This window comes from Pseudomonas inefficax (assembly GCF_032164165.1).
GTDB lineage: Bacteria > Pseudomonadota > Gammaproteobacteria > Pseudomonadales > Pseudomonadaceae > Aquipseudomonas > Aquipseudomonas inefficax.
Map to the genome: position 1 here is coordinate 2,538,120 of NZ_CP134401.1, position 26,248 is coordinate 2,564,367.

Genomic DNA, 26,248 nt, shown 5'->3' on the forward strand with positions numbered 1-26,248 from the left:
GGGCTGCTTTGCAGCCCATTCGCAGCACAAGGCTGCTCCTACATCGACAGCGTACATCGCGCCATTGCAGGAGCAGCCTTGTGCTGCGAATGGGGCGCAAAGCGCCCCCAGCTTTATTCCTGCAAAGGCAAGGTAGCCTGCTGACGCAGGGTAGCCCCCAGGAAGTATGCCGGCGCGCGCAGGCGCGACAGCATCATCAGCACGATGCCCAGCACCGAGATGATCGCGGCGATCACGAACACCAGCCCCAGCCCGCCCACATGCGAGCCGCTGCCGAAGTCCGGCGAGGCGCTGTCGATGGCGGTACGCAAGAAGATCACCGACAGGATTACCCCACCCACCAGCGGGCACAGGCCGCGCATCAGGAAGTGGCGCAGGCTGTCGAACAGGCTGTGGCGGAAGTACCAGACACAGGCGAAGGCCGTCAGCGAATAGTAGAAGCAGATCATCATGCCCAGCGCAGTGATGGTGTCTGCCAACACGTTCTCGCTCAGGGTGCGCATGGTCACGTAGAACAGGCCCGCAGCCACACCAGCGCAGATGGTGGCGTAACGCGGGGTCTGCGAACGTGGGCAGACACTGGCGAACTTCTGCGGCACCGCACCGTAGTAACCCATGGCCAACAGGGTGCGCGCAGGCGACACGAAGGTCGACTGCAGCGACGCCGCGGTGCTGGCCAGCACGGCGATGGACATCAGAATCGCCAGCGGCCCCATGACCGGGCCGGCCAGGTGAGCAAAGACGTTTTCCTGGATGCGTGGATTGTTCAGGCCCAGGCCTTGTTCGCTGATACCGGCAAACTGCAGGGTGGCAATGGCGGTGAACAGGTACAGGCCGAGGATCAGCAACACGGTCCAGGTGGCCGCCTTGCCCGGCACCTCGTCACTGCCGACCGATTCCTCGCTGACGGTCAGGCATACATCCCAGCCCCAGAAGATGAAGATCGACAGCGACAGCCCGGCGGCAAAGGCCGAGAACGATTCGACGCCGAACGGGTTGAACCAGGCGAAATCGAATTCCAGCGGTGGCGGCGCCGTGGTTTCGCCGAACGCGGCAAAGGCAAATCCGATCAGCACCAGCAACTGCAGGGCCACCAGGCCGTATTGCACGGTCATGGTGGTGGTCATGCCGCGACAGCAGATCCACACCGCCAGGGCGATGAACACGCAACAGGTGGTTATGTTGATGAGCAGGTTGTCGGCCAATGCCGCCAGCTCATGCTTGCCGGTGATCTGGCCAAGGAACAGGTAGAAGAAATCGACCGCCACCCCGGCCAGGTTCGACAACACGATGGTGGTGGCGACCACCAGGCCCCAGCCGCCGATCCAGCCGATCATCGGGCCGAAGGCACGCGCCGACCAGGTAAACGAAGTGCCGCTGTCCGGCTCCGCCGAATTCAGTTCGCGGTAGCCCAGGGCCACCAGCAGCATCGGCAGGAAGCCGACGATGAACACCGCTGGCAGGTGTGCGCCCACTTCGCGCACGGTCGGGCCAAGGGCGCCGGTCAGGGTGTAGACCGGGGCGATGGTGGAAATGCCCAGCACCACGCTGGCCAGCAAGCCCAGCCGGCCCGTGGCCAGGCCCTTGCTGCGCTGGGTGTTGCCCGCGTCGGCCGCCACATCGGGTGGGCGGCCGGCTTCTGTGTAATTGCTCATGAGTATTTGCCGTAAATTTTGGAATTGTTTTCACAGGCCTTGCGCACAAGGCCCGCTTTCACTCATTGAAAGCTTGTTGCCGGGAACAAGTCATCCGAGACCTTCGGGTGACGTCAGAATGCCTCCTGCCGTGCGCCCTCCCGTGTAGCGTAAGCAATGCAGGCCTCGCGAAACGCCTGGAACAGGCGCCGCGAGACCGGGTTCTCGGTAAATCGCCACTCCGGGTGCCACTGCACGCCAAGCACAAAGCCCGGCGCCGCAGGCATGGACACCGCTTCGATCAGGCCATCCGGGGCCCGTGCCTCGACGCGCAGGCCCGGGGCCAGGCGGTCGATGCCCTGGCTGTGCAGCGAGTTGACCTCGAACTGCGCAGCCAGGCCCAGGCGCTCGAACAACCCGCCAGGCTCGATGCCGACAAGGTGACGAGCGCCGTATTGCACCTCCAGGGGTGCGTCCTCAGGTTCACGGTGGTCAAGGTAGCCGGGCAGTTCCTGCACACGCTGGTGCAGGCTGCCGCCCAGCGCCACATTCAATTCCTGGTAGCCACGGCAAATACAGAACACCGGCACACCAGCGGCAATGGCCGCCTGCAACAGCGGCAGGGTCAGGCGATCGCGTGCCAGATCGTGCCGGGTACCCGCCGCGCTGGGGGCGCCATTGTAATGATGCGGTTCGATATTTGAAGGTGAGCCGGTAAAAACAATGCCGTGCAGACGAGCCAGCAGCGCCTGCGTGTCGCTGCCCCCGTCGCGGGCCGGCAAGATCAATGGCAAGCCGGCAAAGCCGGCCGCCTCGACATACTTGTCGCCTACCGTATGCGACGAGTTCTTCCCCACCTGCTGGCGGCAGGCGCTGACACCGATCAAGGGGACCGCATTTGCGCTCATGGGCTTACACCGTGTGCAGGTACCAGTTGTACTCGAGGTCGGAAATCGATACTTCGAACTCGGCCAGTTCGCTTTCCTTGCAGGCCACGAAGATATCGATGTAGTCCGGGCTGATGTATTGGTTGAGGACTTCGCTGTCGTCCAGCGCGCGCAGGGCATCGCGCAGGTTGTTCGGCAGGCTCTGCTCCAGTTGTTCGTAGGAGTTGCCTTCGATCGGTGCCTGCGGCTCGACCTGATTGGTCAGGCCATGGTGAACACCGGCGAGGATCGCCGCGAGCATCAGGTAGGGGTTGGCGTCGGCGCCGGCCACGCGGTGCTCGAGGCGCACGTTGTCGCTGCTGTCGGTGGGCACGCGCACGGCCACGGTGCGGTTGTCCAGGCCCCAGCTTGGCGCATTGGGCACGTAGAACTGCGCGCCGAAGCGGCGATAGGAGTTGATATTCGGGCAGAGGAAGGCCATCGACGCGGGCATGGTCTCCAGCACGCCACCGATGGCGTGGCGCAACGCGTCGCTTTGCAGCGGGTCGTCGCTGGCGAAGATGTTCTTGCCAGTTTTCTTGTCCAGCAACGAAATGTGCACGTGCAGGCCGTTGCCTGCCTGGCCCGGGTAGGGCTTGGCCATGAAGGTGGTGTCCATTTCATGGTCGTAGGCAACGTTCTTGATCAGGCGCTTGAGCAGGATCGCATAGTCACAGGCCTTCAGCGGGTCGGCCACATGGTGCAGGTTGACCTCGAACTGTGCCGGGGCGCTTTCCTTTACGATGGCATCGGCGGGCAGGCCCTGCTCCTTTGCCGCTTCGAGCATGTCCTGCAGGCAGTCGGCATACTCGTCGAGGTCGTCGATCAGGTACACCTGGGTCGACTGCGGGCGCTTGCCGGAAATCGGCGAGCGCGGCGGCTGCGGGCGACCGTTGAGGTTGTCCTGGTCGATCAGGTAGAACTCAAGCTCGAACGCGGCGCAGATATCCAGGCCCAGGTCATCGAACTTGCTCACCACCTGGCGCAGTACTTCGCGCGGGTCGGCGAAGAACGGCTGGCCATCCAGCTCATGCATGGTCATCAGCAGCTGGGCAGTGGGACGCTTCTGCCATGGCTCGTCCGACAGCGTGCCGGGGATCGGGAAGCAGATGCGGTCGGCATCGCCGATGTCCAGGCCAAGGCCGGTGCTCTCGACGGTGGACCCGTTGATGTCCAGGGCGAACAGCGATGCCGGCAGGTTGATGCCCTTCTCGTACACCTTGTGCAGGCTGGCCCGCTCGATGCGCTTGCCACGTACCACGCCGTTCATGTCGGAGATCAGCAGGTCGACGTACTGCGTGTCCGGATGGGCCTGGAGGAAGTCATTCATCTCGCTGGAAGAACTGGCGCACGGGGTTACCGACGTCATGGCTGTACATCCTTTGATTTGCTGCGGCGATGTGGGGGATACGGCTGGCGCCTCACGGGCGACGATGGTTGCAGCTGTTGTTCTTTTCACTTTCCCATCGTGGGGATTGGTTACCCGACCGGGCGCATTGATTCCCGGGGGCCGTTCCACTATAAAATGGCCAAAACGCAACAGACATTGGCAATTCGGCAAGCAGAGCGTGCACCAATGCAATATCAGATTACCCATGCCGACCTCTCCCTGGTCCTGGCCCTGGAACGTGGCCGCTCGCTGGCCAAGGCCGCCGAGCTGCTCAAGGTCGATGTGTCGACGGTGTTCCGCTCGATCCGCCGGCTTGAGTCGGCGCTGGGCACCGCCTTGTTCGTCAAGAGCCGCAAGGGCTACCTGCCGACTGACACCGCCCAAGCCCTGGCCGAACAGGCCGAGCGCGCCGAGCAGGCGCTGGAGGCGGCGCGCATCGCCATGACCAGTGGCGAGCAGGTGGTCAGCGGCACCGTGCGGTTGACCTGCACCGAGGCGGTGATGCACAGCCTGCTGCTGCCGGCTCTGGCCGAGTTCATGCCCAACTACCCGGCCTTGTCGCTGGAGATGGGCACTTCCAATACCTTCGCCAATCTCAGCCGGCGCGATGCCGACATTGCCCTGCGCCTGACCAACACGCCACCCGAGCACCTGGTGGGCCGCAACCTGGGGTCCACCTCCTACGTGGTCTGCGGCCAGCCGCAATGGCGCGAACGCCTGGCAGAGTCACCTGCCAGCGTGCCATGGATCGCCCCCGACGACTCGATGCAGGACCACCCCACGGTGGTCTGGCGCAACCAGCAGCACCCAGGGTTGAGCCCGCGCTACCAGTGCAGCGGCATGTCGACCATCGCCCAGCTGGTCACGGCCGGGCTCGGCGTGGCAGCGTTGCCGGACTACATGGTGCACGCGCTGCCCGGGGTGGATGCGCTGAGCGGGCCGCTGCCGGGTTGCGACACCCAGCTGTGGCTGCTGACCCGGCCGGACTGCCGGGCGTTGCGCTCGGTGCAGACCCTGTTCGAGGAGCTGACCCCGCGGTTGCGTGACGCGATGCTCTGAGGGTATCGTCAAACTCAAGCGATAGGGTGTCTGTTCCGGCCCTTTCGCGGCTGAAGCCGCTCCCACAGGGTGCGGTGATGGACCTGAGGACAATGCGGTCCCTGTGGGAGCGGCTTCAGCCGCGAAGAAGGCAACACAGGGCTTGAAGGTAACCACCCGATAAAACAGCGCTTCCCTATTGGCTGGTGATTTTTTAAACTATCGAGTCCGCCTGCCCATTATCGGGCTGCACGCCCACCGCAATTGCTACTGAGGAAGACCATGGCCCGCGTAACTGTTGAAGACTGCCTGGAACACGTGGATAACCGCTTTGAGCTGGTCATGCTCTCGACCAAGCGCGCTCGCCAGCTGGCGACCGGCGGCAAAGAGCCACGCGTTGCGTGGGAAAACGACAAGCCGACCGTTGTTGCCCTGCGTGAAATCGCCGAAGGCATCGTCACCAACGAGTTCATCGCCGCTGAAGAGATCGTCACCGAGGATCCGGTGTTCGCCGCGTTCGAGGACGAGAACAACGAGGCTGTCTGATTGATGCCAGGTCGACGTCGCACGGCGCAAGGCCCCCTTCCTCGGCAGGAGGTAAACCCATGCCGGGTATAGAAGCCTTGGCCGAACGGCTGTCGACCTATCTTGGCCCCGAACAGGTCAACCTGGTCCGGCGCGCCTATTTCTACGCCGAACAGGCCCACGATGGGCAGCGCCGCCGCAGTGGCGAGCCCTACGTGACCCACCCGCTGGCCGTGGCCAGCATCCTCGCCGACATGCACATGGACCATCAGAGCCTGATGGCGGCCATGCTGCACGATGTGATCGAAGATACCGGCATCGCCAAGGAAGCCCTCAGCCAGCAGTTTGGCGAGACCGTGGCCGAACTGGTCGACGGGGTCAGCAAGCTGACCCAGATGAACTTTGAGACCAAGGCCGAGGCGCAGGCCGAAAACTTCCAGAAGATGGCCATGGCCATGGCCCGCGATATCCGCGTGATCCTGGTCAAGCTGGCTGACCGCCTGCACAACATGCGCACCCTGGAAGTGCTGTCCGGCGAAAAACGCCGGCGCATCGCCAAGGAAACCCTCGAGATCTACGCCCCCATCGCCAATCGCCTGGGCATGCACACCGTGCGCGTGGAGTTCGAGGACCTCGGCTTCAAGGCCATGCATCCGATGCGTTCGTCGCTGATTCACCGTGCGGTGAAAAGCGCTCGCGGCAACCGCAAGGAAATCGTCGCCAAGATCGAGCATTCGCTGGCCAACTGCCTGGCTGCCGACGGCATCGAGGGCGAGGTCAGCGGCCGGCAGAAACACCTCTATGGCATCTACAAGAAGATGCGCGGCAAGCGCCGCGCCTTCAACGAGATCATGGACGTGTACGCCTTCCGCATCGTCGTCGACAAGGTCGACACCTGCTACCGCGTACTCGGTGCGGTGCACAATCTGTACAAGCCGCTGCCCGGTCGTTTCAAGGATTACATCGCGATCCCAAAGGCCAACGGCTACCAGTCGTTGCACACCACGCTGTTCGGCATGCACGGCGTGCCCATCGAAATCCAGATCCGCACCCGCGAGATGGAGGAGATGGCCAACAACGGCATCGCTGCGCACTGGCTGTACAAGTCCAACGACGACGAGCAACCCAAGGGCAGCCACGCCCGCGCCCGTCAATGGGTCAAGGGCATCCTCGAACTGCAGCAACGTGCCGGCAACTCGCTGGAATTCATCGAGAGCGTGAAGATCGACCTGTTCCCGGACGAGGTCTACGTGTTCACGCCAAAAGGCCGCATCATGGAGCTGCCCAAAGGCTCCACGGCCGTCGACTTCGCCTATGCGGTGCACACCGACGTCGGCAACAGCTGCATCGCCTGCCGCATCAACCGCCGCCTGGCGCCGCTGTCCGAGCCGCTGCAAAGCGGCTCGACGGTGGAAATCGTCAGCGCCCCGGGCGCACGGCCGAACCCGGCCTGGCTCAACTTCGTGGTTACCGGCAAGGCGCGCACGCACATCCGCCACGCGCTCAAGCAGCAGCGCCGCTCCGAGTCCATCAGCCTGGGCGAACGCCTGCTGAACAAGGTGCTCACCGGCTTCGACAGCAGCCTGGAGATGATCCCCCAGGAACGTATCCAGGCGATTCTCGCCGAGTACCGCCTGGAACTGATCGAAGACCTGCTCGAAGACATCGGCCTGGGCAACCGCATGGCCTACGTGGTCGCACGCCGCCTGCTGTCGGCCGAAGGCGAGCAGTTGCCAGCACCGGAAGGCCCGTTGGCGATCCGCGGTACCGAAGGCCTGGTGCTGAGCTACGCCAAGTGCTGCACGCCGATCCCGGGCGACCCGATCGTGGGCCACCTGTCAGCCGGCAAGGGCATGGTCGTACACCTGGAAAACTGCCGCAACATCAGTGAAATCCGCCATAACCCGGAGAAGTGCGTACAGCTCTCCTGGGCCAAGGACATCACCGGTGAATTCAATGTCGAGCTGCGTGTCGAACTGGAGCACCAGCGCGGCCTGATTGCCTTGCTGGCCAGCAGTGTCAACGCTGCCGACGGCAACATCGAGAAAATCAGCATGGACGAACGCGACGGCCGTATCAGCGTGGTCCAACTGGTGGTCAGCGTGCACGACCGCGTGCACCTGGCGCGTGTGATCAAGAAGCTGCGTACCCTGACCGGTGTGGTCCGCATCACCCGCATGCGTACGTAGTCCGCCAACCGCAAGGAGTCATCATGAGCAAGACCGTCATCAACAGCGACAAGGCCCCTGCCGCCATCGGCACCTACTCGCAGGCGATCAAGGCCGGCAACACCGTATACATGTCGGGCCAGATCCCGCTGGACCCGAAGACCATGGAACTGGTCGATGGCTTCGAAGCCCAGACCGTACAAGTGTTCGAGAACCTCAAGGCCGTGGCTGAAGCCGCTGGCGGTTCGTTCAAGGACATCGTCAAGCTGAACATCTTCCTCACCGACCTGAGCCACTTCGCCAAGGTCAACGAGGTGATGGGCCGCTACTTCGAGCAGCCTTACCCGGCCCGCGCCGCCATCGGTGTTGCCGCGCTGCCGAAAGGCGCCCAGGTCGAAATGGACGCCATCCTGGTCATCGAATGATGCCCCGGTGACGGGCGCCCTGCCCGTCACCTTCCCTTCTCTGCAAGGTTACCCCGTCATGCGTCAAGCACTGCCCCTAGCGCTGGCAGCCCTGCTTCTGGGCGGCTGCGCCAGCCACAAACCCGAAGATTTCAACGGCACCTGGATCAACCAGGACGCCATCAATGCGGCCGTCAAGGGCGGCAGCCTGCGCCAGGCGCTCAATGAGCACGGGCCGGTGTTCGAGTGGAAGCTCGACGTTGCCAGCCAACAGGCCAGCTACAGCAATGGTTTCGAAGCGGCCGACGGCCAGCTGAGCGCCACCGACAAGCAATGGCAGGCCAGCTTCCAGGGCGGCCAGACCGAACAGCTGTCGCTCGATGGCGACGAACTGCAGGCTGTCGATCAAAACGGCGGCAAGCAGACCTTCGTGCGCGCCAAAGCGCCGACAACGGCCAATGCGCCACTGGGCAGCAGCTTCGAGAAAGCCCTGTACCAGGCCTATCTGGGCGGCAACTGGAAGATTGTCGAAGGCCAGGGCAAAGGTGCCAGCGTGCGCTTCGGCGACACCGGCAACGTCACCGGCTTGCCGGGACCAGACCGTTTCGCCCTGTGCCTGGCGGGTGATTGCGCGACCATGGGTGGCAGCAACGACAGCCTGTGGCTGGAGCGCAACCAGCGTGGCGCGCCGTTCATCCTCAAGCGCGATGGCGACAAGCTGGAGATTTTCCAGGCAGTCAACCGCGCGCAGCCGGATGAAATGCCAGTGTTGGCGGCCGGTAAGCGCCAGTGGGTGCTGGAGCTGGATTGAGACTTGCTGGAATCGCGGCCGAATACACCGGCCTCATCGCGGGTAAACCCGCTCCCACAGGTACACCGCCAGGCTTGAAACCAGTGGTATATCTGTGGGAGCGGGTTTACCCGCGAAGAGGCCAGTAGCCTCAGCACAGGCCTTTCAGGATGGCCGCATAACCTTCCTTGTAACTCGGATACTCCGGCGCCCAGCCCAACGCCCGCGCCCGGGCATTGCTGCAGCGCTTGCTGCCGGTGCGCCGCACGCGCTGCTCATCCGACCATTCGGTTACCCCCATGTACGCCCGCAGCCAGGCCACCACATCGGCCAGCGGCGCCGGGTCGTCGTCGACGCCGATGTAGCAATCGTCCAGCACCTTGCCGTCGGCATCCGCCTGCAACAGGAACGCCAACAGGCCGGCAGCATCCTCGGCATGGATGCGGTTGCCATACAGCGGCGGCTCCTCGGCCACGCGGTAGCCCTGGCGCACCTGGCTGAGCAGCCACTCGCGGCCCGGGCCATAGATGCCGGTCAGGCGCACCACGCTGGCCGGGATGCCACTGGCCAGTGCCAGCCGTTCAGCCTCCAGCATCAACCGCCCGGAATAACCTTCAGGCTCGGTGGCGGCGCCTTCTTCGATCCACTCGCCGTCCTTCTGTGCATACACGCTGCTGCTGGACACGAACAGCAGGCGCCGCGGGCGTTGGCCACGCTCGGTCAGCCAGGCCAGCACATGGCGCAAACCGTCGACATAGGCTGCCTGGTAACCCGCCTCGTCGTGCTGGCTGGCCGCCACGCAGTACACCAGGTAGTCCGGCGCGCGCTGCGGCCAGGCGCCGGGAATCGACGGCACGGACAAGTCCGCTGCCACCGGCACGACACCCGCAGGCAACTGTCCGACCGACCGACGCAGGCCGCTCACCTGCCAACCGCGCGCAAGCATCTGCCGGGCAAGGCGCCCGCCTACATCACCACATCCCACCACCATCACGGAAAGGCCTGACATCTCTAAACTCCCTAGACCAATTGATCAGCCCGACCACGCTACACGATGGATGGCTAGACCATAGGCGAAAAAAGCAACAAGATTACTTTTGTTAACAAGAATTACTTGCAATAATGGCCGCCAAATTGTTCTCGGCCTACCTCGAGGCCTTGGAGAACGTTCACTTTATTCTTCATCAGGTCCGGCCAGCATGACACGTACTCAACCTTCCGCTTCGCCAACCCCGTCGCGCGCCTGGCGTGCCATCGCCGCGCTGACACTCAGCCTGGTGCTGGCCCCGGTGGCCATGGCCGATGAGCCAACTGCCAATGCTGCCACGCCTGCAGCCGCTACTGCACCAGCTGCTCCGGCAACTGCTCCAGTCGCAGCACCGGCTGACGGCGCAGTTGCCGCCACCCCGGCTGACGCCCCGGTCGCGGTAGACCCGAGCGTCGAAGCCCTGGTCGAAGACACCTCGCTGGGCATGGCCCACGACCTGTCCCCATGGGGCATGTACAAGAACGCCGACGTGGTGGTGAAGGCGGTAATGATCGGCCTGGCCATCGCCTCCATCATCACCTGGACCATCTGGATCGCCAAAGGCTTCGAGCTGATGGGCGCCAAGCGTCGCCTGCGTGGTGAAATCGCCCTGCTGAAGAAATCCGCCAGCCTCAAGGAAGCCAGCGAGGTTTCCAACAAGGAAGGCACTCTGGCCCACACCCTGGTCCACGATGCCCTCGAAGAGATGCGCCTGTCGGCAAACGCCCGCGAAAAAGAAGGCATCAAGGAGCGCGTCAGCTTCCGTCTCGAGCGCCTGGTACACGCCAGCGGCCGCACCATGAGCAGCGGCACTGGCGTACTTGCCACCATCGGCTCCACTGCGCCATTCGTCGGCCTGTTCGGTACCGTATGGGGCATCATGAACAGCTTCATCGGCATCGCCAAGACCCAGACCACCAACCTGGCCGTGGTTGCCCCGGGTATCGCCGAAGCCCTGCTGGCCACCGCCCTGGGCCTGGTCGCAGCAATTCCGGCCGTGGTCATCTACAACGTCTTCGCCCGCTCCATCGCCGGCTACAAGGCCCAGGTGTCCGACGCCTCCGCCCAGGTGCTGCTGCTGGTCAGCCGTGACCTGGACCACCAGGGCAGCGATCGCGTTGCCCCGCACATGGTGAAAGTGGGGTAAGCCATGGGCCTGCATCTCAACGAAGGTGGCGACGACCTCGCCGAGAACCACGAAATCAACGTTACGCCGTTCATCGACGTAATGCTGGTGCTGCTGATCATCTTCATGGTCGCAGCCCCCTTGGCCACAGTCGACATCAAGGTCGACCTGCCGGCCTCGACCGCCAAGCCGGCACCGAGGCCCGAGAAACCGGTGTTCGTAAGCGTCAAGGCCGACCAGAAGTTGTACGTCGGTGACGATCAGGTCCCTGCCCCCGACCAGCTTGGCCCGATGCTCGATGCCAAGACCAAGGGCGACAAGGAAACCACCATCTTCTTCCAGGCTGACAAAGGCGTGGATTACGGTGACCTGATGGACGTGATGAACAACATGCGCGCGGCCGGCTACCTCAAAGTCGGTCTTGTAGGTCTCGAGACGGCAGCCAAGAAATGACAAGAACGCGCTCTAACATGGCGCGCTACGGTGGCAGCCTGGCGATCGTGCTGGGCGTGCACGTGGTCGCCGTGCTGCTGACGCTCAACTGGTCGGTGCCCCAGGCCATCGAACTGCCCCCGGCAGCCATGATGGTCGAACTGGCGCCGTTGCCGGAGCCTGCGCCACCACCGCCCCCTAAAGCAGCGCCGCAGCCACCGGCACCGGTCGAGGAACCGCCGCTGCCGAAGCTGGCCGAGGCACCCAAACCCAAGATCGCCATTGCCAAGCCGCCCAAGCCGAAGGCCAAGCCGCAGCCGCCAAAGCCCGAGAAAAAGCCTGAGCCGCCGAAGGAAGCACCGCCGACCGAACAAACGGTAGACGCACCGCCCAGCAACACGCCACCGCAGAAGTCCGCGGCACCGGCGCCGAGCATTGCGTCCAACAGCAACGCCCTGCCGACCTGGCAGAGCGACCTGCTGCGTCACCTGGCCAAGTACAAGCGTTACCCGGAAGACGCGCGTCGGCGCGGCCTGCAGGGCATCAACCGCCTGCGCTTCGTGGTCGACGCCGAAGGCAAGGTGGTGTCGTACTCCATGGCCGGTGGCTCGGGCAGTGCCGCCCTGGACCGGGCGACCCTGGAAATGATCCGTCGGGCCGGCACGGTACCCAAGCCGCCACCCGAGTTGCTGAACAATGGCACGATCGAAGTCGTGGCACCGTTCGTCTACTCGCTGGACCGCCGCTGAGACTTTTGCTTCTGTCACAAATCGGCAAGTCTGATAACGTGCGTCTATCGATTGCAGCCGCTATGCTGGGCTCGCAACTTCATGGACGCACGTTATGACCCTCACAGAATTACGCTACATCGTCACACTCGCCCAGGAACAGCACTTCGGCCATGCCGCCGAGCGCTGCCACGTGAGCCAGCCGACCCTGTCGGTCGGTGTGAAGAAGCTCGAGGATGAGCTTGGCGTGTTGATCTTCGAGCGCAGCAAGAGCGCGGTCCGTCTGACCCCGGTCGGCGAAAGCATCGTCGCCCAGGCACAGAAGGTACTGGAGCAGGCCCAGGGCATTCGCGAGCTGGCCCAGGCCGGCAAGAATCAACTCACCGCCCCGCTCAAGGTCGGTGCCATCTACACCGTCGGCCCGTACCTGTTCCCGCACCTGATCCCGCAACTGCACCGCGTGGCGCCGCAGATGCCGCTGTACATCGAAGAGAACTTCACCCACGTACTGCGCGAAAAACTGCGCAACGGCGAACTGGACGCGGTGATCATCGCCCTGCCGTTCAACGAAGCCGACGTGCTGACGCTGCCGCTGTACGATGAACCGTTCTGCGCCCTGATGCCGGCCGACCACCCGTGGACGGCGAAAAAGACCATCGACACCGCCATGCTCAACGACAAGAGCCTGTTGCTGCTCGGTGAAGGCCACTGCTTCCGCGACCAGGTACTGGAAGCCTGCCCAACGCTGAACAAGGGCGGTGAAGGATCCAAGCACACCACGGTGGAGTCCAGCTCGCTGGAAACCATCCGCCACATGGTCGCCTCGGGCCTTGGCGTGTCGATCCTGCCGCTGTCGGCGGTGCACAGCCACCATTATGCCCCCGGCGTCATCGAGGTTCGCCCATTGACTGCACCGGCTCCATTCCGCACCGTGGCCATTGCTTGGCGCGCCAGCTTCCCGCGGCCGAAGGCCATCGAGATCCTCGCCGATTCGATCCGCCTGTGCTCGGTCGCCAAAGCCCCAGCGGAACAACCGGCCTGAGTCATGAGTGAGCTGTCGAAGGTCCCGGTCACGGTACTCAAGGGGGTTGGCGAGGCCATGGCGGAGAAACTCGCCAAGGTCGGCCTGGAAAACCTGCAGGACGTGCTGTTCCACCTGCCCCTGCGCTATCAGGACCGCACCCGCGTGGTGCCGATCGGCCAACTGCGCCCTGGCCAGGACGCGGTGATCGAGGGGGTGGTCAGCGGCGCCGACGTGACCATGGGCAAGCGCCGCAGCCTGGTGGTGCGCCTGGGTGACGGCACCGGTGTACTGAGCCTGCGCTTCTACCACTTCAGCAACGCGCAGAAGGAAGGCCTCAAGCGTGGCACCCACCTGCGCTGCTACGGCGAGGCCCGCCCCGGCGCTTCGGGCCTGGAAATCTACCACCCGGAATACCGCGCGCTGAACGGCGACGAACCGCCGCCACCGGTCGAGCAGACCCTGACGCCGATCTACCCGTCTACCGAAGGCCTCACCCAGCAACGCCTGCGCCTGCTGTGTCAACAGAGCCTGGGCTTGCTCGGGCCGCGCAGCCTGCCGGACTGGCTGCCCGACGAACTGGCCCGGGACTACCAGCTGGCGCCGCTGGACGATGCCATCCGCTATCTGCACAACCCGCCGGCCGACGCCGACCTCGACGAGCTTGCCGAAGGCCAGCACTGGGCCCAGCACCGCCTGGCCTTCGAAGAACTGCTGACCCACCAGCTGTCGCAGCAACGCCTGCGCGAAAGCCTGCGCAGCCTGCGCGCGCCGGTGCTGCCCAAGGCCCAGCGCCTGCAGGCGCAGTACCTGGCCAACCTGGGCTTCCAACCGACCGGCGCGCAGCAGCGGGTGGCCAACGAAATTGCCTACGACCTCAGCCAGCACGAGCCGATGATGCGCCTGGTGCAAGGCGATGTGGGTGCCGGCAAGACCGTGGTCGCCGCCCTGGCCGCGCTGCAGGCCCTGGAAGCCGGCTACCAGGTGGCCTTGATGGCACCTACCGAGATCCTCGCCGAACAGCACTACATCACCTTCAAGCGCTGGCTCGAACCGCTGGGCATCGAAGTGGCCTGGCTGGCCGGCAAGCTCAAGGGCAAGGCCCGGGCAGCCGCCCTGGAGCAGATCGCCAACGGTGCGCCAATGGTGGTCGGCACCCACGCGCTGTTCCAGGAAGAAGTGAAGTTCAAGCATCTGGCCCTGGCGATCATCGATGAACAGCACCGTTTTGGCGTGCAGCAACGCCTGGCCCTGCGCAAAAAGGGCGTGGCCGGCGAATTGTGCCCGCACCAGCTGATCATGACCGCCACGCCAATTCCGCGAACCCTGGCCATGAGCGCCTATGCCGACCTGGACACCTCGGTGCTCGACGAGCTGCCGCCCGGGCGCACACCGGTGAACACCGTGCTGGTGGCCGACAGCCGCCGCTTCGAAGTGGTCGAGCGGGTGCGCGCGGCCTGCGCCGAAGGGCGCCAGGCCTATTGGGTGTGCACCCTGATCGAAGAATCCGAAGAGCTGACCTGCCAGGCCGCCGAAAGCACCTACGAGGAGCTGGGCAGCGCCTTGGGCGAGTTGCGGGTGGGGCTGATCCACGGGCGCATGAAACCGGCGGAAAAGGCTGAGATCATGGCCGAATTCAAAGCGGGCAACCTGCAGTTGCTGGTCGCCACCACGGTCATCGAGGTGGGTGTGGACGTGCCCAACGCCAGCCTGATGATCATCGAGAACCCCGAGCGCCTGGGCCTTGCCCAGTTGCACCAGCTGCGTGGCCGGGTTGGCCGGGGCAGCGCCGTCAGCCATTGTGTGCTGCTGTACCACCCGCCACTGTCGCAGATCGGCCGCGAGCGGCTAGGGATCATGCGGGAAACCAACGATGGCTTCATCATCGCCGAAAAAGACCTGGAACTGCGTGGCCCGGGCGAGATGCTAGGCACCCGCCAGACCGGCCTGTTGCAGTTCAAGGTCGCCGACCTGATGCGCGACGCCGACCTGCTGCCGGCCGTGCGCGACGCCGCCCAGGCCCTGGTCGCACGCTGGCCGGAGCATGTCAGCCCACTGCTTGACCGCTGGCTGCGTCATGGCCAGCAATATGGCCAAGTGTGACGCTGGTCCCATAATGGATCCAGTTTTGCCCCCAGGCTGGTTATACTTCGCGTTTAAAAGAATCAGTGGATACGGACCATGACTGAAGTTGCCCTGGACACCGCAACCCCACACGCTCCCTCGGTCATCCGGCTGCTGCTCGACAAACTCGGCGTGGCCTACCGCGAGGTGGTCGAACATCCGCACCTGCCGGCAGCGGCGCGGGTACAGACCGTGCTGCTCGACGACGAGGTTGGCGCCATGATGGTGCTGTTCCCGCAGAGCCAGCTGCTGGACCTCGATCGCCTGGCGGAACTGACTGGGCGCAAGCTCACCGCGGTGTCGGTGCCGCGCCTGAAGCAGATGCTGGACAAGCACCAGCTGAAGGCATTGCCGGGTATCCCGGCGCTGACCAGCTCGCCGTGCCAGTACGAAAAAAGCCTGCTCGACGCCGAAACCGTGTTTATCCAGTCTGGCGAAGCCGGCCTGCTGCTGGAAATCGAACGCGCGCACTTCAAGCGCATGCTGGCCAAGGCAAGCGCCAGCAGCTTCGGTCAGGAAGTCGAGGCGATCAGCCCCAACCTCGATCGCCCCGATGATGACACCCGGGAAATCACCAATGCCGTCCAGGCCTTCACTGCCCGGCGCATCCACAAGCGCCTGGAAGAAACCATCGAAATTCCGCCGCTGGCCGACACCGCGCAAAAGATCATCAAGCTGCGGGTAGACCCCAACGCCAGCATCGACGATATCACCGGCGTGGTCGAGACCGACCCGGCGCTGGCTGCGCAGGTGGTGAGCTGGGCGGCATCACCCTACTACGCCTCACCGGGCAAGATCCGCTCGGTGGAAGATGCCATCGTGCGCGTGCTGGGCTTCGACCTGGTGATCAACCTGGCTCTTGGCCTGGCGCTGGGCAAGACCCTTAGCCTGCCGAAAGACCACCCGCAGCAGGCCACGCCGTACTGGCAGCAGTCGATCTACACCGCCGCGATCATCGAAGGCCTGACCCGCGCCATGCCACGGGCCGAGCGCCCCGAGGCCGGCCTGACCTACCTGGCCGGGCTGCTGCACAACTTTGGGTACCTGCTGTTGGCGCACGTGTTCCCGCCGCACTTCTCGCTGATCTGTCGCCACCTGGAGGTCAACCCGCACGTTTGCCACACCTACGTGGAACAACACCTGCTGGGCATCAGCCGCGAGCAGATCGGTGCCTGGTTGATGAAGCTGTGGGACATGCCGGAAGAACTGTCCACCGCGCTGCGCTTCCAGCACGACCCAGCCTATGAAGGCGAGTTTTCGGCGTTCCCCAACCTGGTATGCCTGGCCACCCGCCTGCTGCGCTCGCGGGGGATCGGCTCTGGGCCACAGCAGGAGATTCCGGACGAGTTGCTGGAGCGGCTGGGGATTACCCGGGACAAGGCCGAGGATGTGGTGAACAAGGTGCTCGAGGCAGAGAGCCTGTTGCGTGAGCTGGCTTCGCAGTTCCACGCACCGCACTGACATGATTGGCCCCTGTGGGAGCGGGTTTACCCGCGAAGATCGCGACGCGGTGTATGGCACCGGCTTGCCGGTGTTCGCGGGTAAACCCGCTCCCACAGGGTATGGGTCAGCAGGCCTATAGGCGTTCAGCCCTTTTTCTTCGGCTTCAGGTACTTCATCAACCCCTGGAACCACATCACCAGCGCCGGATTGCCCTTGATCTGGATGCTCTTGTCCTGAATCCCCTGCATGAACGCCAACTGCTTGTTACCTGCCTGCATGGTGGCGAAGCCATAGGCTGCGTCCTTGAAGGCAATGGCAAACGCCGGCTGCGGGTGCGCGCCGCCCTTGCTGCTGACGCGTTCGTTGCTGACGATGAAGTGCCGGGCGACCTTGCCGTCCAGGGTCTGCATCTGGAACACCAGGTCCTTGCCCTTGAGCTGCTGCTGGAACGCCGGGTTGTTGCGGCTGGCCCTGGCCATCAACAGCCCCATGGCCCAGAGAAGAAAGCGGAACTTCATCAACGCGCCTCGAATTAAAAGTGACTAAGGCGCGCAGTCTATCCTTTTCCAGAACTATTTATGCAAGTTCGAAACATTTTGCCTGCAGAAAGCACAACGGGCGCCCTGGGGCGCCCGCTTGGCTGACACTGGGGGTTGTCAGGGAGCGATCACTTGCCTTTCTTGGACGGCTTGACGGGGGCGTTGACGCTGTCACGCAGGTTCTTGCCTGGCTTGAAAGCCACGGTATTGCTGGCCTTGATCTTGACCGGTTCACCGGTTTGCGGATTCTTGCCGGTACGCGCACCGCGATGACGTTTTTCGAAGGTGCCGAAACCGACCAGGGTCACGGTGTCCTTGTCCAGGGCACCCGTGATGCTGTCGAGAATCGCGTTCAAAACCTGATTGGCCTTTTCCTTGGTCAGATCGGCCTTTTCGGCGATGACGGCGGCGAGTTCTGGTTTGCGCATAGTGAAGCCTCTTTGACGGAATTCTTGTTGTTATGCCGTGCTGCCCTTGGAGCAGCGCTCAAGGCACCGCAGGCTCTAATCTGCGGCAGACGGAAGTGAGGATGGCACGTGCACCGGGGCCGCGCCAGTATCTGGGCGGCCATTGTGCAATCAACAACAGGATAAATCCGACAGAACGCCAGCTATTTACGCCATCACGGCCGGCAGCTGGCGATTCAGGGCCAGCTTTTCCATCACGGCCGCCCCGGTGAGGGCGTAGCCCAGCAGCTTGCCGTCTGCATCAAGGCAAAGCACCTTGAGGTCACTGCCCTGCCCCTCCACCTGCCAAGTGCCTTCGTGGCCCTGGGGCGGCGGCGAGACCACCAGTGGGCAGGCCGGGGTTTTCACGGTGATCGGCATCGGCCCGTAGACGACCGTTGTCGGCTTGCCGGCCAAGGTTTGCGCCAAGGCCCGGGCACAGCTCATCAGCGGCATCACATAGAGCAGGTTGATGCCATCGACTTCGGCACAATCGCCAAGGGCAAAGATGTTGGCGTGGGACGTACGCAATTGGCGGTCCACGCAAACGCCGCGGTTGGTCTGCAGGCCAGCGGCGGCGGCCAGGTCGGTGCGCGGGCGCAGGCCGATGGCCGAAACCACCAGGTCGCAGGCGATCACGCTGCCGTCGGACAGGTGCGCCTCCAGGCCCTGGGCCAGCTGCTGCAGACGGGTCAGTACCGGGCCCAGGTGAAAGCGCACGCCCAGGCCTTCCAGCCCGGCCTGCACGGCAGTGGCAGCGGCTGGGTGCAGCAGGGTCGGCATGATTTGCTCGCACGGCGCCACCACATCGACCTGGAAGCCGCCCTGGCTCATGTCGTTGGCGAATTCGCAGCCGATCAGGCCGGCACCGAGGATCAGCACACGCTGTTTGCCGACGGCGGCGGCACGGAAGCGCGCGTAATCTTCCAGGTCGTTGATCGGGAACACCTGTTCGCCGCCGTCGCCTTCGATCGGTACCTGCACGGTCTGCGCACCCCAGGCCAGCACCAGGTCGCGGTATTCCACCGCCTCCTCCCCAATCCAAAGGCGCTTGTGGCCTGGGTCGATGCCGCTGATGCGGGTATGGGTGCGGATCTCGGCATTCAGTTGCTCGGCCATGGCACCCGGCTCGGCCATGCACAGGCCATCGGCGTCCTTCTGCTTGGCAAAGCCGGTGGACAGCATGGGCTTGGAGTAGGAACGACCGTCATCGGCGGTGATCAGCAGCAGCGGCGTCTGCACATCGAGCTTGCGAAATTCACGGGCCAGGTTGTAGCCCGCAAGGCCGGTACCGATGATTACCACAGGGGACGTCATGTCGTGCTTTCCTCGATTAGCCGATGGAGATCATTTCAAAGTCGCTCTTGCCCACGCCGCAGTCGGGGCACAGCCAGTCTTCAGGCACATCTTCCCAGCGGGTGCCGGGGGCGATGCCGTCGTCGGGCCAGCCTTCGGCTTCGTCGTAGATCAGGCCACAGACAATACATTGCCACTTTTTCATGGGGGTGGGATTCCTCGGTTCAGGCTGGGGCTGTGTTGCGGCTGATGGCCCTTTCGCGGCTAAAGCCGCTCCCACAAGGACCGCACAGCAGCAGAGGTTGTGCGTTCCCTGTGGGAGCGGCTTTAGCCGCGAAGAAGCCAGCGCGCGATTCGTGGGGGCTTTGTAGCGGCCCTCTCGGCAGTATGCAAGCAGTCGGGGCAATCATGCTAAGCTCGCCGCCTCTCTGGTTGTAACAAGCAGACCGACGTGTCGTACGAATCCCCGCAAGCAGCCGCTGTCGCGTGGCTGCCGTATTCACAGCTGGCGACCGATCTCGACCAGCCCACCCTTGACTGGCTGTTCGACGAGGGCTCGCTGACCCGCCGCCTGACCCGTCTGTCCAACGATCACTTCTCCGTCACCCCGCTGTTCGAGGGCTGGCAACCGCTGCGCGATGACGAATGCCAGGCACTGGGCACCACCGCCGGCGCCGAAGGCTGGGTGCGTGAGGTGTACCTGCGCGGCCATGGCCAACCTTGGGTGTTCGCCCGCAGTGTCGCCAGCCGCAGCGCCCTGGAGCGCGGTGGGCTGGACCTGGAAACCCTGGGCAGCCGTTCGCTGGGCGAGTTGCTGTTCTGTGACCAGGCGTTCATCCGCCACCCCATCGAGGTGTGCAGTTATCCACAGGCCTGGCTACCGAGCGAAGCGGCCCATGCGGCGCTGTGGGGCCGCCGTTCGCGCTTTGAACGTGGCGGCCTGGACCTGCTGGTGGCAGAGGTGTTTCTGCCAGCATTGTGGCAAGCGGCCAAGGAGGAAAACCGCTGATGTACCTGCAACTGCTCAAGTCGCTCAACCGCCTGCACCCGCGGGCCTGGGACTTCGTCCAGCTCAGCCGCATGGATCGGCCGATTGGTATCTACCTGCTGCTGTGGCCGACCTTGTCGGCGGTGTGGATTGCCGGCAACGGTTCACCGACCCTGGCCAACGTGCTGATCTTCGGCCTCGGTGTGGTGCTGATGCGCGCCGCAGGTTGCTGCATCAACGACTTTGCCGACCGCAAGGTGGACGGCCATGTCAAACGCACCGCCGACCGCCCCCTGGCCAGCGGCCGGGTCCGCCCGCGCGAAGCACTGGCGCTGTTCGCCATCCTGGTCGGCGTGAGCTTCCTGCTGGTGCTGTGCACCAACAGCCGCACGGTGTGGCTTTCGTTCGGTGCGGTAGCACTGGCGTTCTGCTATCCGTTCATGAAGCGCTACACCTATTACCCGCAGGTAGTACTGGGGGCGGCGTATTCCTGGGGTATTCCCATGGCCTTCACCGCAGCGGGCGGCGAACTGCCGGCCAGCGCCTGGCTGCTGTACATCGCCAACCTGCTGTGGACCGTGGGCTACGACACCTACTACGCCATGGTCGACCGTGATGACGACCTGAAGATCGGCGTGAAGTCGACCGCTATCCTGTTCGGCGACGCCGACCGCACCATCATCCTGACCTTGCAGCTGCTGTCGCTGGGCTGCCTGTTGCTGGCCGGCAGCCGCTTCGAGCTGGGTGGCTGGTTCCACTTGGGGCTGCTGGGCGCGGCGGCGTGCTTTGCCTGGGAGTACTGGTCGACGCGCAAGCTGGACCGGGAGTCGTGCTTCAAGGCGTTTCTGCACAACCACTGGGCCGGGATGCTGGTGTTCATCGGGGTGGTGCTGGATTACGCATTGCGCTGAACGCACCGCCCTTGTGGGAGCGGGTTTACCCGCGAATGCAATGCTTGCTGCACTGCAGCATTCGCGGCTGAACTCGCTCCCACAAGGAAAGCGGACACTCTCAAGGCTTGGCGATATGCCAGACATCCTTCACGCCATCACCGGTCTTGTCCCCGGCCTTCTTGTCCTTGATGAATGTATACAGCGGCTTGCCGTCATAGGCCCACTGCTTGCTGCCGTCATCGCGCATCACCACCGTCCACTTGTCCTTGGCCGGTTCGTCATTGGCCTTGACCATCAGTGGTGGCCAGTTGGTGGCGCATTCGCCGTTGCACATCGACTTGCCGCCCGCATCCTTGTCGAAGGTGTACAGGGTCATGCCGGCATGGTCGACCAACATGCCGCCCTTCTCCATCGCATGGTCGGCAGAGGCCACCCCCGGTAGCGCCAGCGCAGTGAAAAGGGCCATCCAGCTCAGCGTTTGTCGTGTCATTGGATTCACCATTGTTTCGGGGGGATTGAGTTGAAATTGCCGCGATTGCGGCCCTTTCAAGCCTAGTTCAGTCATGGAATGTCGCCAGAACAGCCAACACCCTGTCACACAGCTGCAATAATTCCGTTATCTAATGCGGGCCAAGACACCGTATCCAGGAGAGGTTTTGAGCATGGTTGGCAGGAACATTCTGATCGTCGACGACGAAGCACCGATTCGCGAGATGATCGCCGTTGCCCTGGAAATGGCCGGCTATGACTGCCTGGAAGCGGAAAACTCCCAACAGGCCCACGCGATCATCGTCGACCGCAAACCGGACCTGATCCTGCTCGACTGGATGCTGCCGGGCACCTCCGGCATCGAGTTGGCCCGCCGCCTCAAGCGCGACGAACTGACCGGCGACATCCCGATCATCATGCTCACTGCCAAGGGTGAAGAGGACAACAAGATCCAGGGCCTGGAAGTAGGCGCCGATGATTACATCACCAAGCCGTTCTCGCCGCGCGAGCTGGTCGCCCGCCTGAAAGCCGTGCTGCGCCGCACCGGCCCGAGCGACAGCGAGGCACCGATCGAAGTCGGCGGCCTGCTGCTCGACCCGATCAGCCACCGCGTGACCATCGATGGCAAGCCAGCCGAGATGGGCCCTACCGAATACCGCCTGCTGCAGTTCTTCATGACCCACCAGGAGCGCGCCTACACCCGTGGCCAGCTGCTGGACCAGGTGTGGGGTGGTAATGTCTATGTCGAAGAACGCACCGTCGACGTGCACATCCGCCGCCTGCGCAAGGCGCTGGGTGAAGCCTACGAAAATCTGGTACAAACCGTCCGGGGCACCGGCTACCGCTTCTCGACCAAGAGCTGATCGAGCCGAAAAGCGCCAAGCTGCACGTCGTTGTACAAGGACCGTCAATTGAACCAGAACTGGCACGCGACCCTGATTCGCCACCTGCTGCTGCTGATTACCGTCTGCCTGATCGGCGGGCTGGTCAGCGGCTACTATGGCTGGAGCCTGGCCATCGGCCTGGCGCTCTATCTGGGCTGGACCCTCAAGCAACTGCTGCGCCTGCATGACTGGCTACGCAACCACCAGCCCGACGAAGCACCGCCCGATGGCTACGGCCTGTGGGGCGAAGTGTTCGACAGCATCTACCACCTGCAACGCCGCGACCAGCGCGTGCGCGGCCGCCTGCAAGCGGTGATCGACAGGGTGCAGGAGTCTACGGCCGCACTGCGTGACGCGGTGATCATGCTCGACAGCGACGGCAACCTGGAATGGTGGAACCGCGCCGCCGAGACCCTTCTGGGCTTCAAGACCCCACAGGACGGCGGCCAGCAAGTGACCAACCTGGTGCGCCACCCGCGCTTCAAGGAATACTTCGAGGCGGAAAACTACCTCGAACCGCTGGAGATTCCCTCGCCGATCAACGACCGCATGCGCGTGCAGTTGCACATCACCCGCTATGGCAACAACGAGCACCTGATGCTGGTGCGCGATGTTACCCGCATCCACCAGCTGGAGCAGATGCGCAAGGACTTTGTCGCCAACGTCTCCCACGAGCTGCGCACACCGCTGACGGTGATCACCGGCTACCTGGAAACCCTGCTGGACAATGTCGAGGACGTGAACCCGCGCTGGAGCCGAGCCCTGCAGCAGATGAGCCAGCAAGGCTCGCGCATGCAGACACTGCTCAACGACCTGTTGCTGCTGGCCAAGCTGGAGGCCACCGACTACCCGTCGGACAACCAGCCGGTAGCGGTCGATGCCTTGCTCGCCGCGATCAAGAACGACGCCCAGGCCCTGTCCGGGCCGCGCAACCAGCGCATCACCCTGGAAGCCGCGCCCGGCGTGCAGTTGAAGGGAAGCGAGTCGGAGCTGCGCAGCGCCTTTTCCAACCTGGTGTTCAACGCGGTCAAGTACACCCAGGACGAAGGCAGCATCCGTATCCGCTGGTGGGCCGATGCCCAAGGCGCGCACCTGTCGGTGCAGGACTCGGGGGTGGGCATCGATGCCAAGCACCTGCCGCGCCTGACCGAGCGCTTCTACCGGGTCGATTCCAGCCGTGCGTCGAATACCGGCGGCACCGGGCTGGGGCTGGCGATCGTCAAGCATGTGCTGATGCGCCACCGCGGCAAGCTGGAGATCAGCAGCGTGCCGGGGCATGGCAGTACCTTTACCTGTCACTTCGCGCCGGCACAATTGACCAACGGCAAGGCTTGAGGACCTGGGGGGCTGCCTTGCAGCCCATCGCCGGCAAGCCAGCTCCCACAGATGCTCCGCTCTCCCCCGTGGGCGCTGGCTTGCCGGCGATGGGCCGCAAAGCGGCCCCAATGAATCCACCACACTTTGCTTTTGCGGCCCCAGCCGCTACATTGGACCCCCTGTGCCAGCAAGAGCTGGCTCTTTTTTTCTCTCTATCTCGAAGACGGACCCCGTAAAAACTCCATCATGGACCCTTCCCCTGGTATCAGCCTCACCTCGTTATTCGCCGATTTCGGCATGATCATCTTTGCCTTGCTCCTGGTGCTGCTCAACGGCTTCTTCGTTGCCGCCGAGTTCGCCATGGTCAAGCTGCGCGCCACCCGCGTCGAGTCCATCGCCGAGCTGCACGGCTGGCGTGGCAGCATCCTGCGCAAGGTACACAACCAGCTCGACGCCTACCTGTCGGCCTGCCAGCTGGGCATCACCCTCGCCTCGCTGGGCCTGGGCTGGGTCGGTGAACCGGCGTTCGCCCACCTGCTCGAGCCGCTGCTGGCATACCTGGGCGTGGACACGCCCGAGCTGATCAAGGCCATCTCGTTCTTCGTCGCCTTCTTCGTCATCTCGTACCTGCACATCGTGGTCGGCGAGCTTGCGCCCAAGTCCTGGGCCATCCGCAAGCCCGAACTGCTGTCGCTGTGGACCGCCGTGCCGCTGTACCTGTTCTACTGGGTGATGTACCCGGCCATCTACCTGCTCAATGCCAGTGCCAACGCCATCCTGCGCATCGCTGGCCAGGGCGAGCCCGGCCCGCACCACGAGCACCACTACAGCCGTGAAGAGCTCAAGCTGATCCTGCACTCCAGCCGTGGCCAGGACCCGAGCGACCAGGGCATGCGCGTGCTGGCCTCGGCCGTGGAAATGGGCGAGCTGGAGGTGGTCGACTGGGCCAACTCGCGCGAGGACATGGTCAGCATCGACGCCCATGCGCCGTTGAAGCAGATCCTCGCCCTGGTGCGCCGTCACAAGTTCAGCCGCTACCCGGTTTACGACGCCGAGCGGGAGGAGTTCACCGGCCTGCTGCATATCAAGGACCTGCTGCTGGAACTGGCCGAACTCGAGCACCTGCCCGAAACCATCGACCTCGACGACCTTGCCCGGCCACTGGAGCGCGTGTCGCGGCACATGCCGCTGGCGCAGTTGCTGGAGCAGTTCCGCAAGGGCGGCGCGCACTTCGTGCTGGTGGAGGAAGCCGATGGCAAGGTAATTGGCTACCTGACCATGGAAGACGTGCTGGAAGTGCTGGTAGGCGACATCCAGGACGAACACCGCAAGACCGAGCGCGGCATCCTCGCCTACCAGCCTGGCAAGCTGCTGGTGCGTGGCGACACGCCGCTGTTCAAGGTCGAACGCCTGCTGGGCGTCGACCTTGACCATATCGAGGCGGAAACCCTGGCGGGGCTGGTCTACGAGACACTCAAGCGCGTACCTGAAGAAGAGGAAGTGCTGGAGGTTGAAGGGCTGCGTATCATCATCAAGAAGATGAAAGGGCCGAAGATCGTGCTGGCCAAGGTGCTCAAGCTGGATTGAGGGCCAGGGGGCTGCTTTGCAGCCCATCGCGACACAAGGCCGCTCCTACAGGGGTTCGCGTGTCCCTGTAGGAGCGGCCTTGTGTCGCGATAGGGCCGCAAAGCGGCCCCAAAAATCTCAAGGGTTACCCGCAGTGAAGTCAGGCAATCCACCGATCGGCCTGTCGAACCGATAAGGTATCGACTCCAGCGCCAACCCCACATTGCGCTGCACCACGAAATGCAGGTGCGGCCCGGTGCTGTTACCGGTATTGCCCGACTTGGCCAGCATCTGCCCCTGGCGCACTCGTTGCCCCTCCGCTACCACCACCGAACCGCGCATCAGGTGCAGGTACACGCCCATGGTGCCGTCCGGGTGCAGGACCCTGACGAAATTGCCTGACGGGTTGGGGCCGCGCCCGCTCTGGCTGTTCTCCGTCTTCACTACCACCCCTTCCCGCGCCGCGATGATGGTGGTGCCTTCGGGCATGGCGATATCCATGGCATAGCGCCCCTTGGGCCCAAAATGACTGACCCGGCCATTGGGGCCCTGGGTCACGCGGAACGGCCCGCCAATCCAGGGGAATGCATAGCGAAAGCCCTGGGGCCGCTTGCCCGGATCGCCCATGGCCTGCAGCAGAGTCGAGCGGTAGTTCAACAGCAGCCCGGGCCGCCCCCTGAGCACGCTGAGCATTTGCGTGGTGCGCGGCGGCAGCACCCGGCGCACCGTGCGCGGGGCATTGCCACCTTGTGCGTTCACCAGGTTGTCCAGGCGCAACTCAACCTCCACTGGCACATGCAGCTGGTTGCGGGCCGAAAAGCTCACGCCGCCGTTGAAGGTTATCGCGTTCAGCAGCACCTGGCCTTCGGGCACTTCCACCATGGGTACGCGCCGCACAAAGGTTTTGGCACCGGGGCCGGGCCGGTCGGAATAGGAGGTCACACGGCCATCATCGGTGATCTCGTAAATGGTCATGCCCAGGCTCGACGCCGAGGCCATGAGCAATGCACAGAACAGCAGCAGGCGGGCGGGCATGATAGTGGCTTTTTGACAG

26 protein-coding genes are annotated in these 26,248 nt (G+C 63.9%); 16 read left to right on the top strand and 10 right to left on the bottom strand.

The window, feature by feature from the left end; all coding sequences use genetic code 11:
* Window positions 1-113: 113 nt before the first annotated feature.
* From RIN61_RS11355 to RIN61_RS11365, 3 genes are all read right to left on the bottom strand, one after another.
* Entirely contained in the window at window positions 114-1,655 is a 1,542-nt protein-coding gene (locus RIN61_RS11355; protein WP_112249420.1) for an APC family permease, read from the bottom strand.
* 113 nt (window positions 1,656-1,768) lie between these two features.
* Window positions 1,769-2,542: a gamma-glutamyl-gamma-aminobutyrate hydrolase family protein gene (locus RIN61_RS11360; protein WP_112249421.1), complete on the bottom strand. Its 774-nt coding sequence runs from the start codon at window positions 2,540-2,542 to the stop codon at window positions 1,769-1,771.
* Between the two features lie 4 nt (window positions 2,543-2,546).
* Window positions 2,547-3,929 carry a glutamine synthetase family protein gene (locus RIN61_RS11365; protein ID WP_015272334.1) on the bottom strand — a complete coding sequence of 461 codons (1,383 nt, stop codon included), beginning with the start codon at window positions 3,927-3,929 and terminating at the stop codon, window positions 2,547-2,549.
* Window positions 3,930-4,136: 207 nt separating this feature from the next.
* Between RIN61_RS11365 and RIN61_RS11370 the strand changes: the two genes are divergently transcribed.
* The 5 genes from RIN61_RS11370 to RIN61_RS11390 all read left to right on the top strand — a co-directional run bounded on the left by RIN61_RS11370 (window position 4,137) and on the right by RIN61_RS11390 (window position 8,896).
* Window positions 4,137-5,009, top strand: a complete 873-nt coding sequence (locus tag RIN61_RS11370; protein WP_013974798.1) for a LysR family transcriptional regulator — start codon at window positions 4,137-4,139, stop codon at window positions 5,007-5,009.
* A gap of 261 nt (window positions 5,010-5,270) precedes the next feature.
* A complete protein-coding gene (rpoZ, locus tag RIN61_RS11375) occupies window positions 5,271-5,534 on the top strand; it encodes a DNA-directed RNA polymerase subunit omega (protein ID WP_003253383.1) in 264 nt (87 codons plus the stop codon).
* A 59-nt stretch (window positions 5,535-5,593) separates the two neighbouring features.
* A complete protein-coding gene (gene spoT / locus RIN61_RS11380) occupies window positions 5,594-7,702 on the top strand; it encodes a bifunctional GTP diphosphokinase/guanosine-3',5'-bis pyrophosphate 3'-pyrophosphohydrolase (protein ID WP_013974799.1) in 2,109 nt (702 codons plus the stop codon).
* 23 nt (window positions 7,703-7,725) lie between these two features.
* Entirely contained in the window at window positions 7,726-8,106 is a 381-nt protein-coding gene (locus RIN61_RS11385) for a RidA family protein (protein WP_085621514.1), read from the top strand.
* Between the two features lie 58 nt (window positions 8,107-8,164).
* Window positions 8,165-8,896: a hypothetical protein gene (locus RIN61_RS11390; protein ID WP_112249422.1), complete on the top strand. Its 732-nt coding sequence runs from the start codon at window positions 8,165-8,167 to the stop codon at window positions 8,894-8,896.
* 130 nt (window positions 8,897-9,026) lie between these two features.
* Here the strand turns inward: RIN61_RS11390 and RIN61_RS11395 are convergent, their stop codons facing one another.
* Entirely contained in the window at window positions 9,027-9,884 is an 858-nt protein-coding gene (locus tag RIN61_RS11395; RefSeq protein ID WP_215520556.1) for an SDR family oxidoreductase, read from the bottom strand.
* 190 nt (window positions 9,885-10,074) lie between these two features.
* Here RIN61_RS11395 and exbB point away from each other — a divergent pair, with 190 nt between their 5' ends.
* The 6 genes from exbB to RIN61_RS11425 all read left to right on the top strand — a co-directional run bounded on the left by exbB (window position 10,075) and on the right by RIN61_RS11425 (window position 16,794).
* The gene (gene exbB, locus RIN61_RS11400; protein WP_112249424.1) at window positions 10,075-11,049 is read left to right on the top strand and encodes a tonB-system energizer ExbB; all 975 of its coding nucleotides are present in this window, start codon (window positions 10,075-10,077) and stop codon (window positions 11,047-11,049) included.
* Window positions 11,050-11,052: 3 nt separating this feature from the next.
* Entirely contained in the window at window positions 11,053-11,481 is a 429-nt protein-coding gene (exbD, locus tag RIN61_RS11405; RefSeq protein WP_112249425.1) for a TonB system transport protein ExbD, read from the top strand.
* Window positions 11,478-12,209, top strand: a complete 732-nt coding sequence (locus RIN61_RS11410; RefSeq protein ID WP_112249426.1) for an energy transducer TonB — start codon at window positions 11,478-11,480, stop codon at window positions 12,207-12,209. The genes exbD and RIN61_RS11410 overlap by 4 nt, the downstream gene beginning before the upstream one ends.
* Before the next feature lie 94 nt (window positions 12,210-12,303).
* Window positions 12,304-13,230, top strand: a complete 927-nt coding sequence (locus RIN61_RS11415) for a hydrogen peroxide-inducible genes activator (RefSeq protein WP_013974805.1) — start codon at window positions 12,304-12,306, stop codon at window positions 13,228-13,230.
* 3 nt (window positions 13,231-13,233) lie between these two features.
* Complete coding sequence (recG, locus tag RIN61_RS11420; protein WP_112249427.1) at window positions 13,234-15,312, top strand: ATP-dependent DNA helicase RecG; 2,079 nt, start codon at window positions 13,234-13,236, stop codon at window positions 15,310-15,312.
* A 78-nt stretch (window positions 15,313-15,390) separates the two neighbouring features.
* On the top strand, window positions 15,391-16,794 hold the full coding sequence (locus RIN61_RS11425) for an aminoacyl-tRNA deacylase and HDOD domain-containing protein (RefSeq protein ID WP_112249428.1): 1,404 nt from the start codon (window positions 15,391-15,393) through the stop codon (window positions 16,792-16,794).
* A 125-nt stretch (window positions 16,795-16,919) separates the two neighbouring features.
* Here the strand turns inward: RIN61_RS11425 and RIN61_RS11430 are convergent, their stop codons facing one another.
* The 4 genes from RIN61_RS11430 to RIN61_RS11445 form a co-directional block, all read right to left on the bottom strand.
* Window positions 16,920-17,294 (bottom strand): helicase, encoded by a 375-nt coding sequence (locus RIN61_RS11430; protein ID WP_112249429.1) that lies wholly within the window; start codon window positions 17,292-17,294, stop codon window positions 16,920-16,922.
* Between the two features lie 149 nt (window positions 17,295-17,443).
* On the bottom strand, window positions 17,444-17,743 hold the full coding sequence (locus RIN61_RS11435) for an HU family DNA-binding protein (RefSeq protein WP_112249430.1): 300 nt from the start codon (window positions 17,741-17,743) through the stop codon (window positions 17,444-17,446).
* Between the two features lie 186 nt (window positions 17,744-17,929).
* The gene (locus RIN61_RS11440; RefSeq protein WP_313857230.1) at window positions 17,930-19,078 is read right to left on the bottom strand and encodes an NAD(P)/FAD-dependent oxidoreductase; all 1,149 of its coding nucleotides are present in this window, start codon (window positions 19,076-19,078) and stop codon (window positions 17,930-17,932) included.
* Window positions 19,079-19,094: 16 nt separating this feature from the next.
* A complete protein-coding gene (locus RIN61_RS11445) occupies window positions 19,095-19,262 on the bottom strand; it encodes a rubredoxin (protein WP_003253349.1) in 168 nt (55 codons plus the stop codon).
* Window positions 19,263-19,508: 246 nt separating this feature from the next.
* On the opposite strand from RIN61_RS11445, the gene RIN61_RS11450 reads away from it, so the two are divergent.
* Together RIN61_RS11450 and ubiA are read left to right on the top strand one after the other, a co-directional pair.
* Window positions 19,509-20,066, top strand: a complete 558-nt coding sequence (locus RIN61_RS11450; RefSeq protein ID WP_313857232.1) for a chorismate--pyruvate lyase family protein — start codon at window positions 19,509-19,511, stop codon at window positions 20,064-20,066.
* On the top strand, window positions 20,066-20,956 hold the full coding sequence (gene ubiA, locus RIN61_RS11455) for a 4-hydroxybenzoate octaprenyltransferase (protein ID WP_015272345.1): 891 nt from the start codon (window positions 20,066-20,068) through the stop codon (window positions 20,954-20,956). The genes RIN61_RS11450 and ubiA overlap by 1 nt, the downstream gene beginning before the upstream one ends.
* A 100-nt stretch (window positions 20,957-21,056) precedes the next feature.
* Here ubiA and RIN61_RS11460 read toward each other — a convergent pair whose 3' ends face one another.
* Complete coding sequence (locus RIN61_RS11460; protein WP_112249433.1) at window positions 21,057-21,428, bottom strand: COG4315 family predicted lipoprotein; 372 nt, start codon at window positions 21,426-21,428, stop codon at window positions 21,057-21,059.
* Window positions 21,429-21,600: 172 nt separating this feature from the next.
* Between RIN61_RS11460 and phoB the strand changes: the two genes are divergently transcribed.
* The 3 genes from phoB (at window position 21,601) to RIN61_RS11475 (ending at window position 25,215) form a co-directional block, all read left to right on the top strand.
* On the top strand, window positions 21,601-22,290 hold the full coding sequence (gene phoB, locus RIN61_RS11465) for a phosphate regulon transcriptional regulator PhoB (protein ID WP_003253341.1): 690 nt from the start codon (window positions 21,601-21,603) through the stop codon (window positions 22,288-22,290).
* A 48-nt stretch (window positions 22,291-22,338) separates the two neighbouring features.
* Window positions 22,339-23,646, top strand: coding sequence for a phosphate regulon sensor histidine kinase PhoR (phoR, locus tag RIN61_RS11470; RefSeq protein ID WP_313857235.1), 1,308 nt, complete (start codon window positions 22,339-22,341; stop codon window positions 23,644-23,646).
* A gap of 228 nt (window positions 23,647-23,874) precedes the next feature.
* Window positions 23,875-25,215 carry a hemolysin family protein gene (locus tag RIN61_RS11475; protein ID WP_112249435.1) on the top strand — a complete coding sequence of 447 codons (1,341 nt, stop codon included), beginning with the start codon at window positions 23,875-23,877 and terminating at the stop codon, window positions 25,213-25,215.
* A 117-nt stretch (window positions 25,216-25,332) separates the two neighbouring features.
* On the opposite strand, the gene RIN61_RS11480 is transcribed toward RIN61_RS11475, so the two are convergent.
* Window positions 25,333-26,229, bottom strand: a complete 897-nt coding sequence (locus RIN61_RS11480) for a M23 family metallopeptidase (RefSeq protein WP_133969754.1) — start codon at window positions 26,227-26,229, stop codon at window positions 25,333-25,335.
* Between the last annotated feature and the right edge of the window lie 19 nt (window positions 26,230-26,248).

Excerpts from the sequence above, each read along its gene's own strand:
- RIN61_RS11365 (WP_015272334.1), bottom strand. The coding sequence starts at position 3,929 with ATGACGTCGGTAACCCCGTGCGCCAGTTCTTCCAGCGAGATGAATGAC.
- RIN61_RS11410 (WP_112249426.1), top strand. The coding sequence starts at position 11,478 with ATGACAAGAACGCGCTCTAACATGGCGCGCTACGGTGGCAGCCTGGCG.
- RIN61_RS11425 (WP_112249428.1), top strand. The coding sequence starts at position 15,391 with ATGACTGAAGTTGCCCTGGACACCGCAACCCCACACGCTCCCTCGGTC.
- RIN61_RS11360 (WP_112249421.1), bottom strand. The coding sequence starts at position 2,542 with ATGAGCGCAAATGCGGTCCCCTTGATCGGTGTCAGCGCCTGCCGCCAG.
- RIN61_RS11480 (WP_133969754.1), bottom strand. The coding sequence starts at position 26,229 with ATGCCCGCCCGCCTGCTGCTGTTCTGTGCATTGCTCATGGCCTCGGCG.
- RIN61_RS11460 (WP_112249433.1), bottom strand. The coding sequence starts at position 21,428 with ATGACACGACAAACGCTGAGCTGGATGGCCCTTTTCACTGCGCTGGCG.
- phoB (WP_003253341.1), top strand. The coding sequence starts at position 21,601 with ATGGTTGGCAGGAACATTCTGATCGTCGACGACGAAGCACCGATTCGC.
- RIN61_RS11440 (WP_313857230.1), bottom strand. The coding sequence starts at position 19,078 with ATGACGTCCCCTGTGGTAATCATCGGTACCGGCCTTGCGGGCTACAAC.
- RIN61_RS11445 (WP_003253349.1), bottom strand. The coding sequence starts at position 19,262 with ATGAAAAAGTGGCAATGTATTGTCTGTGGCCTGATCTACGACGAAGCC.
- RIN61_RS11370 (WP_013974798.1), top strand. The coding sequence starts at position 4,137 with ATGCAATATCAGATTACCCATGCCGACCTCTCCCTGGTCCTGGCCCTG.
- RIN61_RS11475 (WP_112249435.1), top strand. The coding sequence starts at position 23,875 with ATGGACCCTTCCCCTGGTATCAGCCTCACCTCGTTATTCGCCGATTTC.
- RIN61_RS11395 (WP_215520556.1), bottom strand. The coding sequence starts at position 9,884 with ATGTCAGGCCTTTCCGTGATGGTGGTGGGATGTGGTGATGTAGGCGGG.
- ubiA (WP_015272345.1), top strand. The coding sequence starts at position 20,066 with ATGTACCTGCAACTGCTCAAGTCGCTCAACCGCCTGCACCCGCGGGCC.
- RIN61_RS11390 (WP_112249422.1), top strand. The coding sequence starts at position 8,165 with ATGCGTCAAGCACTGCCCCTAGCGCTGGCAGCCCTGCTTCTGGGCGGC.
- RIN61_RS11435 (WP_112249430.1), bottom strand. The coding sequence starts at position 17,743 with ATGCGCAAACCAGAACTCGCCGCCGTCATCGCCGAAAAGGCCGATCTG.
- exbD (WP_112249425.1), top strand. The coding sequence starts at position 11,053 with ATGGGCCTGCATCTCAACGAAGGTGGCGACGACCTCGCCGAGAACCAC.
- RIN61_RS11385 (WP_085621514.1), top strand. The coding sequence starts at position 7,726 with ATGAGCAAGACCGTCATCAACAGCGACAAGGCCCCTGCCGCCATCGGC.
- RIN61_RS11355 (WP_112249420.1), bottom strand. The coding sequence starts at position 1,655 with ATGAGCAATTACACAGAAGCCGGCCGCCCACCCGATGTGGCGGCCGAC.
- exbB (WP_112249424.1), top strand. The coding sequence starts at position 10,075 with ATGACACGTACTCAACCTTCCGCTTCGCCAACCCCGTCGCGCGCCTGG.
- RIN61_RS11430 (WP_112249429.1), bottom strand. The coding sequence starts at position 17,294 with ATGAAGTTCCGCTTTCTTCTCTGGGCCATGGGGCTGTTGATGGCCAGG.
- RIN61_RS11415 (WP_013974805.1), top strand. The coding sequence starts at position 12,304 with ATGACCCTCACAGAATTACGCTACATCGTCACACTCGCCCAGGAACAG.
- spoT (WP_013974799.1), top strand. The coding sequence starts at position 5,594 with ATGCCGGGTATAGAAGCCTTGGCCGAACGGCTGTCGACCTATCTTGGC.
- recG (WP_112249427.1), top strand. The coding sequence starts at position 13,234 with ATGAGTGAGCTGTCGAAGGTCCCGGTCACGGTACTCAAGGGGGTTGGC.
- rpoZ (WP_003253383.1), top strand. The coding sequence starts at position 5,271 with ATGGCCCGCGTAACTGTTGAAGACTGCCTGGAACACGTGGATAACCGC.